Origin of the sequence: Streptomyces sp. NPDC002773 (assembly GCF_040295605.1) — a bacterium.
Lineage (GTDB): Bacteria > Actinomycetota > Actinomycetes > Streptomycetales > Streptomycetaceae > Streptomyces.
In genome coordinates this window covers 87369-99955 of sequence record NZ_JBEOVO010000019.1, presented here as the reverse complement: position 1 = coordinate 99955, position 12587 = coordinate 87369, and the positions used below count along the sequence as shown (strand labels likewise).

Here is a 12587-nt window from a genome sequence, read left to right as displayed (position 1 = left end):
GCCCCGACAGTACTGCCGAAGGCCGGTTCCGGGCATTAACTCAGTTGAACGGCATCCTCTGTTGAACCCGGCAAGCACCTGCTAACTTGCAGGTCATGACGGACGTGAGAATGCGGAAATACCTGGACCGCCTGGGTGTCGACGGCGATCTGGCACCCACCGTCGAAAATCTACGGCGACTGCACAGAGCGCATGTGGAGAGAATTCCCTACGAGACTCTCGACTTTCAGCTCGGCCGGGCACCCGGAATCGATCCCGGGGAATCCTCCGACCGTCTGGCGAACAGCAGCAGGGGCGGCTACTGCTTTCATCTGAACGGCGCGTTCGCGTGGCTGCTCGCCGCACTCGGCTACCAGGTGCGGACGCATCGCGTCGGGGTCCAGAAGGTGGACGAGCCCGTGCCGCCCGGCATCAACGGCAACCACATGGCCGTGACGGTCGCCGGCCTGCCGGCGCCGGACGGCCCCGAGGAGAGCCTGCTGGTCGACGTCGGCCTGGGGTTCGCCCTCCACGAGCCCCTGCCGCTGCGCCCCGGGCGCACCGAACAGGGGCCGTTCGGCTACGAACTGGGCCCGTCGCCCTTCGAGGCCGGCGCCTGGCGCCTGGACCACCACCCGCTGCGGGGCTTCGCCGGGGCGGACATCTCCCTCGTACCGGCCCGCCCCGCGGACTTCGCGGAGGAGCACGCCCGGCTGTCCACCGCGCCGGACTCCGACTTCGTCCGGCTCGCCCGCGTCCAGCGCAGGGACGCCGACGGCACCGATCTGCTGCTCGGGTGCGTCTTGACGCGGATCACGGCGGCCGGGGACGAGCGCACCGAACTCGGCACCACCACCGACTGGTTCGACGCGCTGTCCTCGACCTTCGGCATCCGCCCGGACGAGTTCGGGGTTGAAGGCCGCGACCGGCTGTGGCGGACGGTCCGGGCCGGCCACGAGGAGTGGCGGCGGTCAATAGAAGCCGCCGCGCTCACGCCGTAACCCGCCCCGGGCCGCCGTGGCGCTCACGCCGTGAACCGGACCGGCCGCCGCGGCACCACGCCGTGACCGGTCCGGGAGGCCTCCGCGCTCACGCCGTGAACCGGACGGGCCGCCGCGGCACCACGCCGTGACCGGTCCAGGAGGCCGCCGCGCTCACGCCGTGAAGCGGCCGGGCCGCCGTGGCGCTCGCGCTGTGACCCGTCCCGGTTTCGCCGTCGCGCTCCACCCCGTGAACCGGAACCAACCATGGTCACCGCGGGCCGCCGCCGCGGCCGGGTCGTCACCTCACCACGTGTCCCTCGGCGGGCCCGGCGCCCGCCGGCCGGTGAGGATCTCGGCGGCTGCCAACGCGTTGACGAGACCCGCCCCGTACGTCTTCAGGACCGTCGTCCCCTCCGGTACGGGCAGGTCGTGGAAGCCCATGTCGACCACGACCGTGTCGGGGCGGGCCGCCGTCAGCGCGGCGAGCACCGCCGTCTGCCAGGCGTCGGCCGCCTCGGCCCGCACGACGACGGCCGTCGCCACCCCGTCCGGTACGCGCAGCTCGTCCGGCGGCGTTCCCGGCTCGGCGGTGAGCTGCCCGGCGAGCCCGCCGAGCCGATCGAGGGGCCCGGTGAGGCCCCACGGCACGGTCCCGCAGGAGATGCTCGGCTCCGGGCGGAGCTCCACGACGAAGCGGGGGGACGGCGTGGGGCGGGGCCCGCGCAGCGCCACCGCCCGGCGGGCCGCGGCCAGTCCGGCCGTGCCGCCGTCGGCGGCCGGTTCGGCGGGGCCGCTCGTCCAGGCCCGCAGCCGGGCGACCCGCTCGGCGGCCTCCTCAAGCCGCGCGAGCGGCAGCGAACCGTCGGCGACGGCCACGCGGACGCCCTCCAGGATCTCCGCGCAGTCCTTCTCGCCGTCCTGCGGGCCGGTGATCACCAGGTCCACGCCGGCCCGCAAGGCCCGTACGGCCGCGCCGCCGATGCCGGCCCCGGCCTGCGCGGCCTTCATGTCGAGCGCGTCGCTGATCACCACGCCCTCGAAGCCGAGCTCGCCGCGCAGGACGCCGCGCAGGAGCCGCTCGCTGAACGTGGCGGGTACGGAGTCGAGCGCCTCGACCACGACATGGCCGGTCATCACCGCCTGGACGCCGGCTTGGACGGCGCTCGCGAACGGCGCGAGGTCGCGGGCGCGGAACAGCTCCTCCGGCGCGTCGACGACCGGGAGCGCGTAGTGCGAGTCGACGCGGGTGGCCCCGAGTCCGGGGAAGTGCTTGGCCGTGGCGGCCACCCGGTGCCGCTGGGTCGCCTCGACGAAGGCCCGGGTGTGCGCGGCCACCCGCCCGGCGTCCGGGCCGAACGACCGGGTGCCGAAGACGGGCAGGTGGAAGCCGGGGCAGACGTCCGCCGACGGCGCGAGGTTCACCGTGACGCCCAGGTCCCTGAGGTCCGCCGCGATGGCCGAGGCCACCTCGGCGGTGAGCGCCGTGTCGTCCACGATCCCGAGGGCGAGGTTGCCCGGGTAGTTGCTGCCCCGGTGGTACTCGGCCCGGGTGATGTCGCCGCCTTCCTCGTCCAGGGCGACGACGAGGTCGGGGCGCAGCGCCCGCAGTGGGGCGGTCACGTCCTCGCGTATCCGCCCGTCGAGGAGCCCCAGGTTGGCCCCGTACAGCACGATGCCGGCGAGCGAGTCGTCCAGAGCCCGCTTCAGCCAGTCGGGTGGCGCCGCTCCGCCGTAGGCGGGCAGCAGGCAGGAGTTGACCAGTCGGGTCAGGTGGTCCATCGCGTTCCCCTCGGTTGCTGTGGGGCGCGGCCGTCCGCGGCGCGGACGCGTCTGCGCCGGAAGAGCCGTCGTGCAGCGGCAGCGGCCGCACGGAAGAGCTGTCGTACAGCGCCGGCGGCCGCACGGGAGCGCCGTCGTGCGGCGGCGGCGGCCGCACGGGAGAGCCGTGGTGCGGCAGCGGCCGCACGGGAGAGCCATGGTGCGGCGGCGGCGGCCGTACGGGAGGGCCCTCGTGCGCACCCGGCCCGTGCCCACGCAGCCCATGCGCACCCGGCCCGTGCGGGAGGGCCGCGTACACACGAGGCCGCGTGGGGTGAGCGCGGGGCTCAGCCCGTCATCCGCTGTCGCCGGTCGAGCTGTTCGGCGAGCTCCAGCCAGGACTCGCCGCATCTGCGGGCCAGGTCGGCGATGGTGCCGACGCAGTGGCTCGGCGCCTCGTCGGCGACGGCCCGGGCCTCCCGGGGCTCGAGTACGTGGCCGGTCAGCCACCGCAGGAGACCGCGCCCGCTCTCGTTGAAGCGCAGGGACGGGTCGGACAGCAGGATCCGCATCATCGCGGCCACGTCTCGCTGGGCCTGCGGCTCGGCGGCCCGGGCCGCCGAGGGCGCGGCCGGCAGCTCGGCGGTGACGGTGGTGACGGGCCGGCGGGCGGCCGCCGCCAGCGGCGCGCGCGTCCTGCCCTGCGGCACCGGGTCCTCGCCGCGCAGCACCCGGGACCGTACGTCCGCGGCCGTGCCCAGGGAGATGCCCGCTTCCTTGGCGATCTGGCGCAGCGGGGTGTGGGGTTGGGCCTTGATGAGCTCACCGGCGGACCTGCGTCCCTCGATGCTGCTCAGGGGCCGGCGTTTGCCGTCCCGCCCGATCCGCACGTTCAGCGTGGTGGTGTTCTCGGCGACGTTCTCCCGGCGGATGGTGCTGATCGACTTGGCGGCGAGTCCGGTCGCCTCGGCGATGGCCCGGTCGGACCACTGGGGGTGCGTCCGCAGGATCCGGGCGGCCGCCGCCCGGCGGTCGGCCCGTGAGAGGGGGAGGCCGTGGGTGATGTTGAGACGTACGGCGAGCAGGAAGAGGTCCCGCTCGTCGCCGTCGACGAACCGTGCGTCGATGCGCTCCGCGCCGCGGAGCAGGGAGGCGCGGACGCGGTGCGTCCCGTCGACCACCCGCAGGGTGGGGCGGTGCACCACGATCGGCGGAAAGGGTTTGTCCGATTCCGCGAGCAATCGGACGTGCTCCGGCAATTCCGCCTGAAGTCTCGGAGATTCTCTGGTGATGAGGGACGCGATCGGTACGGATTCGACCGCGATTCCCCTCATGTCGTTCGTGTCAAGGCCTGGCGCTCCCATGGTGAAGCGGCCGCCCATTAGTTTCCCCTTTTCCGGTATTTCCTGAGCTGCATGATCGGAAGGATTACACGTGGTCGGTAAGGGTGCAACAGGAATTCGGGCGGTGCCCATAGGGTGAGACGGGATGGGCGAATGACGGCAGTTGAACGAATTGGAGCCATGTATTCCGTATCGCCTCTGACCTGCTGTGATGTGCCTGTGTGAGGGTGCGTCACGTTATGAAGGAGCCTTGAATTAGCGCATTGGTCTAGACATTGAAGATGCTGGTTGGTAGTTTCTGAAGGGCAATTCGATAAAATTGGAAATGCTCTCGCTTTCGATATCGCGGAGCATTCGCATTGGCTGATCGGCGGATATGTACGACGAGGGCGGCAACGGGGACACCGTAGATGTCTGGTACGTGCCCCTCGTGTCTCCGCCGGACGGCACGGGGTCGTTGGCCCATCTCCTCGACAGCCGTGAGCGCGCGGAATGCGAGCGCATTCCGCCGGGGCTGGGGCGCATCCGCTACACCGTCTCCCACGCCGCCTACCGGACGACCCTGGCCCGCTACTGCGGCGTTTCGCCGCACGCCATCCGCTGGCGGCGTACGGCCCAGGGAAAGCCGTTTCTCGACGGGCTCCCGGACGCGCCCCACAGCAGCCTCAGCCACGCCGGGGACCTGGCCGCGATCGCGGTCAGCCGGCGGCGCGGCGTCGGTGTGGACCTGGCGGGGCCGGGGCCGGCAGGGCGCGAAGCGGCCCTGGCGGCCCGGTTCTTCACCCCCGAGGAGGCCGGGGCCGTCGCGGCGGGCGAGAGCTTCCCCCGGCTCTGGGCGCGCAAGGAGGCGTGCGTCAAGGCGGTGGGAGCGACCTTCGTCGACGGGCTGCGGCTGCCGGTCCTGCGGCAGGGACCGCTGCGTTGCGAGGACGGGCCGCTCCGCGGTCAGCGATGGTGGCTGTCCGACGTGAGCGCACCCGCTCCGTACCGCGCGGCCCTCGCCCTCCGGGGCGACACCCCCTTCACCGTGCGCGTGCACGGCCGGCCGGGGGCGGACGACGCCTGTGGTCGATCCTCCCCGGACCCCCCGGACCCTCCCCGGAACCACCCGTAGTCCCCGGATTCTCCCCGGTGAGATATCTGGAACTGTCCCCGGAATAGGTGCCCTTGACGTGGCCCTGTGGTCTACCGTCCTCGTGTGGACCAGCTGATCACGGAAGACCCGACCCGGATAGGCCCGTACCGCCTGATCGCCCGCCTCGGCGCCGGCGGCATGGGACTGGTCTATCTGGGCCGTTCGGAAGCCGGCCGGACCGTCGCGGTGAAGGTCGTCCAGGCCGAACACGCGGCGCACCCCGAGTTCCGCAAGCGGTTCGCGCGGGAGGTGGCGGCGGCGAGGCGGGTCGGCGGGGCGTGGACGGCCGCGGTGCTCGACGCCGATACGGACGCCCAGGTGCCGTGGGTGGCTACGCAGTACATCCCCGGGCCCGACCTGACGACCGTGGTCGCCAAGGACTTCGGCCCGCTGCCCGAGCAGTCGGTACAGGTCCTGGCCAACCGCCTCGCCGAGGCCCTGGCGGCCGTGCACGGCGCGGGTCTGATCCACCGGGACCTCAAGCCGTCCAACGTCCTGGTGACCGTCGACGGTCCGCGCGTCATCGACTTCGGCATCGCACGCGCCATGGACAGCCTGACCTCCGACAGCCTGCTCACGCACACCGGGATGCTGATCGGTTCGCCCGGATTCATGTCGCCCGAGCAGGTGCGGGGTCTCGAACTCACCCCGGCGAGCGATGTGTTCTGCCTGGGCGCTGTTCTCGTGTACGCGGCCACGGGGAGGCTGCTCTTCGGCGCGGGCACGACCGGCCTGAACGCCCATCTGTTCCGGATCGCGGAGGAGGAGCCGGATCTCGTCGGCGTACCGGAAGGACTGCTGGATCTCGTACGGGCCTGTCTGCACAAGGATCCGGCGCAGCGGCCGACGCCCGCGGAGATCGCCGGGCGGACGGCTTCCCCGAGTGCGGGGGAGTGGCTGCCGGGGGCCGTGCTCGCTCAGCTGGGCCGTCATGCGGCGCGGTTGCTGGACTTCGCCCCGGAGACGCGGGCTCCGGTCGCCGACCCGCGGATCCCCGCGCAGGCGGCATCCGCCACTCCGGCGGCCGTCGCCCCGCACGCACAGCCCACGGACGCGGCATCCCCCGCGCACGCACGGCCCACGGACGCGGCACCCCCCGCGTACGCTCCGCGCACACCGTCCCCGCCCGTGCCCGGCTACGTCCCGACCACACCCGCGCACCCGTCCGCCCCCGCGGCCCCGCCCCCCAGGAGCCGAGGGACCCTGTTCCTCGCGTTCCTCGCGCAGCTGCTCGTGGTGCTGGACGCGGCACTCGGCTCGAACGTCCTCCTCGAACACGTCGTCATGGACAGCGCACTCTCGACCGGCGACATGGCATGGGTGTACTCGGGCTACTTCCTGGCCTTCGGCGGTCTGCTCCTGATCGGCGGCCACCTGTGCGATCTCATCGGCCGCAGAGCGACCCTGCTGATCGGACTGACCGCCTGTGTGGCAGCCGGTGTCGCCAGCGGTGCGTCACCCAGCGTCGACGTGCTGCTGTGGGCCAGGGTCCTGCAGGGCGCCGGCGCGGCCTTGGTGACCCCGGCCGCGCTCGGCCTGACCGTCACGGCCGCTGAGGGCCCGGCCCGCACAAGGGCGTTCGGAACGTATGCCCTGGCCGGCATCGGCGGCCCGCTGTTCGCGCTCCCCTTGGCCAGGGAGCTCGACCAGTACGTGGCGTGGCGGGCCTGCTTCTACATCCTCGCCGCCCTGACGCTGCTCGTCCTCATCGCCGCCGCCGCTGTCGTGCGCGACCGGGCGCGCCGCTCCCCGGCCTTCTTCGACCCCTTGGGTGCCGCGCTCGGCTCCCTCGGTCTCGTCGCGCTCGCGTACTCCATGGTCCAGGCCGCCGCATTGCACTGGAACGTGCCGGTCACGATCGGCTCGTTCGCCGCAGGTGTGCTGCTCATCGCCGCCTTCCTCTGGTCGCAGACCAGGACACCCACGCCGATCCTCCCGCCGTACGTATGGCAGGACCCCAGCCGCAGAGGCGCCGTCATCGCACTCGGCCTGATCGCGGCCCCGCTGGCCGTACTGACGCAGGGGCAGATGACCTTCTCCCTCATGAACGGCTGGAACGAGGTCTTCGCCGTGGGACTCGCGGCCCTGATCGTCTTCCTCATCAGCGCCCGGCTGCTCGCCCCCCGCCTCAGCGGAGTCGCCCGCCTGTCCGGCGGGCTGCTCCTGACGGCCGGTGGCCTGGTGCTGCTCAGCTTCGCCGACTACGAGCTGTACTTCGCCACCATCGGGGGCGGGCTGGCCCTCTGCGCCGTCGGGCTCGGCCTGTCCAGCGGAACGCTGCTCGGCGCGGCCACCGACGTCATGGCCGAGGACACCGGCGGCATGGCCGGAACGGTCCACGCCGTGCTGCAGGCGGGGACCGTGGTGGGCATGACGCTGCCCACTCTTCTGCTCGGGGGCGGCTACGCGTGGGTCGGGCATGCCGGAGAGGTTCCGGCCGCGGTCTGGTGGGGCGCGGCGGCGTTCCTGGTCGTGGCCGCCCTGGTCGCGAGCCGCAGCCGCCGCGAGGTGGTCTACCTCTACTCCTGACCGGCCCGAAGGGGGCTGGGCGGCCCGGGCACGAGGACGCCGCTGTCGCCGAGGTGCCGCCGCGCTCACGTCCGATGCCTATGCTCACTTCATGCCGGAGGCCGGCAGGCTGAAGAGATGGATGGGCTGGGAAAGTGTTGGAAGAGGTCGTAGCGACCCGCTATGTCACGCCCCTGCGTGAGGGCGGCTCGCTCCCCGGGATCGTCGAGGCCGACGATCTCGGTACGTACGTCATGAAGTTCACCGGCGCCGGTCAGGGGCGCAAGACCCTGGTCGCCGAGGTCGTCTGCGGGCAGCTCGCCCGCGGGCTCGGGCTGCGGGTGCCGGAGCTCGTCGCCATACAGCTCGACCCGGTCATCGGGCTCTCCGAGCCCGACCAGGAGGTGCAGGAGCTGCTGAAGGCGAGCGGCGGGCTCAACCTGGGGATGGACTTCCTCCCGGGGTCGCTGGGCTTCGACCCGCTGGCGTACGAGGTGGACCCCGTGGAGGCGGGCAAGGTCGTCTGGTTCGACGCGGTCATCAACAACGTCGACCGGTCCTGGCGGAACCCGAACATGCTCGTCTGGCACGGCGACCTGTGGCTCATCGACCACGGCGCCACCATGATCTGGCACCACAACTGGCCGGGCGCCCAGGCCTCCGCCGCGAAGCCGTACGACGCCTCCGACCACGCCCTCGCCCCCTTCGCGCCGGACATCGCCGCCGCGGCCGCCGAGCTCGCCCCGCTCGTCACCCGCGAACTGCTCGAAGCGGTCGCCGCCGACGTACCCGACGAGTGGCTCGTCGACGAACCGGGCTTCGGCAGTACGGACGAGGTGCGCGCCGCCTACGTCGAGGCACTGCTGCCCCGCGCCGCCACCATCCACGAGCGGATCACGCTCGGCCCGCGCCATGAGAACCGGCCGCAGCAGCCGCCCGGCTGGCTCGCCGAACGTCTCGCGCCCCGGCCGCACCCCACCGAGAAGGACGCCACCCCGTGACCGACCGCGATGTCTTCGAGTACGCGCTGCTGCGCGTGGTGCCACGGGTCGAGCGCGGCGAGTGCTTCAACGCCGGGGTGGTCGTCTACTGCCGAGCCCGCTCCTTCGTCGCCGCCCGTACGCATCTGGACGAGGCGAAGCTGTCGGTGCTCGACCCGGCGGCGGACGTCACCGGCGTCCGGGCGGCGCTCCGTGCCGTGGAGGGGGTCTGCATGGGGGGTGACGCCGCGGGACAGGCCGCGCCGGACGACGCGGGGCGCCGCTTCCGCTGGCTGATCGCGCCACGCTCCACCGTCGTCCAGCCGGGCCCCGTGCACACGGGCCTCACCGCCGACCCCGAGGCCGAGGTGGAGCGGCTGCTCGACCTGCTCGTGCGCTGAGCGCGCGCGCCCGCTCCCGCGTCCCGGGACCTGGAGTGACCCGGTGCACCCGATGGGCCGTTGACACCGGGTGCCAGGGCTTCTAGCGTCACGTCTGCGGACGATACTAAGCGGTCGCTCATGTGCGGGACGCAGGAGCGGGTGACCGGTTCGACCGCGACCAGGGACGAACCAAGGGCGAGGAGAACCAAGCATGTCCACCACCGAGCAGCGCGTAGCCGTCGTCACCGGTGCCGCACGGGGAATCGGCGCCGCCACGGCGCTCCGCCTCGCGGCCGAGGGCCGCGCCGTCGCCGTACTCGACCTCGACGAGGCGGCCTGCAAGGACACCGTCGAGAAGATCACCGCCGCGGGCGGCACCGCCCTCGCGGTCGGCTGCGACGTCTCCGACAGCGCGCAGGTGGAGGCCGCCGTCGCGCGTGTCGCCGCCGAGCTCGGCGCGCCGACGATCCTCGTCAACAACGCGGGTGTGCTCCGCGACAACCTGCTGTTCAAGATGTCCGAGTCGGACTGGGACCTCGTCATGAACGTGCACCTCAAGGGTGCCTTCCTGATGGCGAAGGCCTGTCAGAAGCACATGGTGGACGCGGGCTTCGGCCGGATCGTCTCGCTCTCCTCCTCCTCGGCGCTCGGCAACCGCGGCCAGGCCAACTACTCGGCCGTGAAGGCCGGTCTCCAGGGCCTCACCAAGACCCTCGCCAAGGAGCTCGGCAAGTTCGGCATCACGGCCAACGCCGTCGCCCCGGGCTTCATCGTCACCGAGATGACCGCGCAGACCGCCGAGCGCGTCGGCATGGGCTTCGAGGACTTCCAGGCGGCCGCCGCGTCCATGATCCCGGTGCAGCGGGTCGGCCGCCCCGAGGACGTCGCCAACGCGATCGCCTTCTTCGCCGGTGACGACGCCGGCTTCGTCTCGGGCCAGGTCATGTACGTGGCCGGCGGCCCGCTCAACTGACGACCGGCAGCGAGAGGAGCAGGACGCACATGACCGCACAGGTACGGCCGGAACTGTCCGGCAAGGTCGCCCTCGTCACCGGCGCGAGCCGGGGCATCGGGTACGGGATCGCCGAGGCGCTCGTCGCCCGCGGCGACCGGGTCGTCATCACCGGGCGGGGCGAGGAGGCCCTCAAGGAGGCCGTCGAGCGGCTCGGCGCCGACCGGGCGATCGGGGTCCCCGGCAAGGCCCACGACGAGGCCCACCAGGCCGCCGCCGTCGAGGCCGCGATGGACGGTTTCGGCCGGGTGGACTTCCTGATCAACAACGCCGGTACGAATCCGGTCTTCGGCCCGATCGCCGACCTCGACCTCGGGGTGGCCCGCAAGGTCTTCGAGACCAACGTGGTCTCCGCGCTCGGCTTCGCCCAGCGGACCTGGCACGCCTGGCAGAAGGACCACGGCGGAGCGATCGTGAACATCGCGTCGGTCGCCGGCGTCTCGGCCTCGCCCTTTATCGGCGCGTACGGAATCAGCAAGGCCGCGATGATCAATCTGACCATTCAGCTGGCCCATGAATTCGCCCCGCTCGTGCGGGTCAACGCCATTGCCCCGGCCGTCGTGAAGACGAAATTCGCGCAGGCTTTGTACGAGGGCCGTGAGACGGAGGCAGCCGCCGCCTATCCGCTCGGCCGGCTCGGCGAGCCCGAGGACATCGGCGGCGCCGCCGCCTTCCTGACCTCCTCCCAGTCGGAGTGGATCACCGGCCAGACGCTCGTCGTCGACGGCGGGATTTTCCTGAACGCCGGAGTCGGCTGACCGATAATCGGACACTTTCCGGATTTGCTGTCCGGATTGCGCCCGATTGGGTAATGAATGCCTCAAGTGCCCCGCCAGACTCGACGATTGACCTGGCGGGGTGCTGCGGTATCGTCGGCCGACCCCTGGCTGAACGAGGAGCGTGCACGTGTTCAACCGGACCAGTCTGCAGGCCGCTGCAGCCCTTGTGTCCATATCCCTGGTGTCCGGATGCAGTGTCTTCTCGGACAGTGACTCCGCCGGGGATCAGAGGCTCGTCATCGGTACGACGAGTTCTCCCACCACGCTTGATCCGGCCGCCGCCTGGGACAATTCCTGGGAGCTCTTCCGGAATGTCTACCAGACCCTGGTGAGTTTCCCGACGGGAAGTACCACCCCGGCATCCGACGCCGCTGATTGCAAGTTCACCGACACCGCCAGCCGGGTCTTCGAGTGCAAACTCATCGACGGCCTCACGTTCTCCAACGGGCACAAGCTGGACGCCAAGGCCGTGCAGTACTCGATCGAGCGCATCCGCACGATCAACCACAAGGGCGGCCCCAACGGGATGCTCGGCTCGCTCGACAAGATCGAGACCGTCGGCGACAGGACCATCGTCTTCCGGCTCAACAAGTCGGACGCCACCTTCCCGTTCGTCCTCGCCACGCCGGCCATGTCCCTCGTGGACCCGGCCGAGTACCCGGCCGACAGCCTCCGCAAGGACGGCAAGCTCACGGGATCGGGACCGTACGTCCTCGACTCGTACAGCGAGCGCAAGACGGCGGAGCTCACCAAGAACCCGACGTACAAGGGGTTCGCCGACCGTAAGAACGGCGGCGTGACCATCCGGTACTACGACCAGTCCGACGCGATGGTCGCCGCGCTGAAGAAGAAGGAGATCGACGCCACCTACCGCGGCCTCACCGCCGAGGAGGTCATCGCGCTCCAGGAGGACAAGCCCGAGAACAAGGGCCTGCAGCTCGTCGAGTCGACCGGCGCCGACATCCGCTACCTCGTCTTCAACACGCAGGACCCCTCGGTCGCCAAGCCCGCCGTCCGCAAGGCCATCGCCCAGCTCGTCGACCGCGACGAACTGGTCAACAAGGTCTACCAGGGCACCGCCGAGCCCCTGTACTCGATGGTGCCCAAGGGCATCGCGGCTCACACCACCAAGTTCTACGACCGCTTCGGTTCGCCGAGCGCCGCGAAGGCCAAGAAGCTCCTGCGCGACGCGGACATCACCGAGCCCGTCGAGCTGACCTTCTGGTACACGACGGACCGGTACGGCTCCTCCACGGCCGCCGAGTTCAACGAGCTCAAGCGCCAGCTGGAGGAGTCCGGCCTCTTCAAGGTCACCGTGCAGGGCAAGCCCTGGAAGGAGTTCCAGGCGGGCTACCAGAAGGGCGACTACCCGGTCTTCGGCCGCGGCTGGTTCCCCGACTTCCCGGACCCGGACAACTTCGTCGCCCCCTTCATCGGCGCGGAGAACGTCCTCGGCACGCCCTACGTGAGCCCGAGGATCACCGGCGAACTGCTGCCGAAGTCCCGCCGCGAGAGCGACCGCGGGACCGTCACGGACGAGTTCGTCGAGGCCCAGGAGATCATGGTCCAGGACGTCCGGCTGCTGCCGCTGTGGCAGGGCAAGCTGTACATCGCGGCCCGTGAGGACATCGGCGGCGGCGAGGTCGCCCTCGACCCCCAGACGGTCATGCAGCTCTGGCAGCTGCACCGCCGGGCCAGCTGGTAGAAGCCGGCGGAAGACGGCCTGC

Annotated in this window: 10 protein-coding genes; 8 read left to right on the top strand and 2 right to left on the bottom strand. The window is 71.5% G+C overall.

Annotated elements, in window-relative coordinates:
- Positions 1-95: 95 nt before the first annotated feature.
- Complete coding sequence (locus ABT034_RS22805) at positions 96-980, top strand: arylamine N-acetyltransferase family protein (RefSeq protein ID WP_351217983.1); 885 nt, start codon at positions 96-98, stop codon at positions 978-980.
- A 285-nt stretch (positions 981-1265) separates the two neighbouring features.
- On the opposite strand, the gene ABT034_RS22800 is transcribed toward ABT034_RS22805, so the two are convergent.
- Together ABT034_RS22800 and ABT034_RS22795 are read right to left on the bottom strand one after the other, a co-directional pair.
- Positions 1266-2741, bottom strand: coding sequence for a glycoside hydrolase family 3 protein (locus ABT034_RS22800; RefSeq protein WP_351217981.1), 1476 nt, complete (start codon positions 2739-2741; stop codon positions 1266-1268).
- Between the two features lie 326 nt (positions 2742-3067).
- Positions 3068-3922, bottom strand: coding sequence for a streptomycin biosynthesis protein (locus ABT034_RS22795; RefSeq protein ID WP_502973021.1), 855 nt, complete (start codon positions 3920-3922; stop codon positions 3068-3070).
- A gap of 562 nt (positions 3923-4484) precedes the next feature.
- On the opposite strand from ABT034_RS22795, the gene ABT034_RS22790 reads away from it, so the two are divergent.
- The 7 genes from ABT034_RS22790 to ABT034_RS22760 all read left to right on the top strand — a co-directional run bounded on the left by ABT034_RS22790 (position 4485) and on the right by ABT034_RS22760 (position 12565).
- The gene (locus ABT034_RS22790) at positions 4485-5177 is read left to right on the top strand and encodes a 4'-phosphopantetheinyl transferase family protein (protein ID WP_351217977.1); all 693 of its coding nucleotides are present in this window, start codon (positions 4485-4487) and stop codon (positions 5175-5177) included.
- Between the two features lie 84 nt (positions 5178-5261).
- A complete protein-coding gene (locus ABT034_RS22785; RefSeq protein WP_351217975.1) occupies positions 5262-7727 on the top strand; it encodes an MFS transporter in 2466 nt (821 codons plus the stop codon).
- Positions 7728-7861: 134 nt separating this feature from the next.
- Positions 7862-8707: a HipA family kinase gene (locus ABT034_RS22780; RefSeq protein WP_351217973.1), complete on the top strand. Its 846-nt coding sequence runs from the start codon at positions 7862-7864 to the stop codon at positions 8705-8707.
- Positions 8704-9087: a DUF3037 domain-containing protein gene (locus ABT034_RS22775; protein WP_351217971.1), complete on the top strand. Its 384-nt coding sequence runs from the start codon at positions 8704-8706 to the stop codon at positions 9085-9087. The genes ABT034_RS22780 and ABT034_RS22775 overlap by 4 nt, the downstream gene beginning before the upstream one ends.
- Before the next feature lie 193 nt (positions 9088-9280).
- On the top strand, positions 9281-10042 hold the full coding sequence (fabG, locus tag ABT034_RS22770) for a 3-oxoacyl-ACP reductase FabG (RefSeq protein WP_030316526.1): 762 nt from the start codon (positions 9281-9283) through the stop codon (positions 10040-10042).
- A gap of 29 nt (positions 10043-10071) precedes the next feature.
- On the top strand, positions 10072-10839 hold the full coding sequence (locus ABT034_RS22765; protein ID WP_351217969.1) for an SDR family oxidoreductase: 768 nt from the start codon (positions 10072-10074) through the stop codon (positions 10837-10839).
- Positions 10840-10987: 148 nt separating this feature from the next.
- Positions 10988-12565 carry an ABC transporter substrate-binding protein gene (locus tag ABT034_RS22760; protein ID WP_351217967.1) on the top strand — a complete coding sequence of 526 codons (1578 nt, stop codon included), beginning with the start codon at positions 10988-10990 and terminating at the stop codon, positions 12563-12565.
- Positions 12566-12587 lie beyond the last annotated feature (22 nt).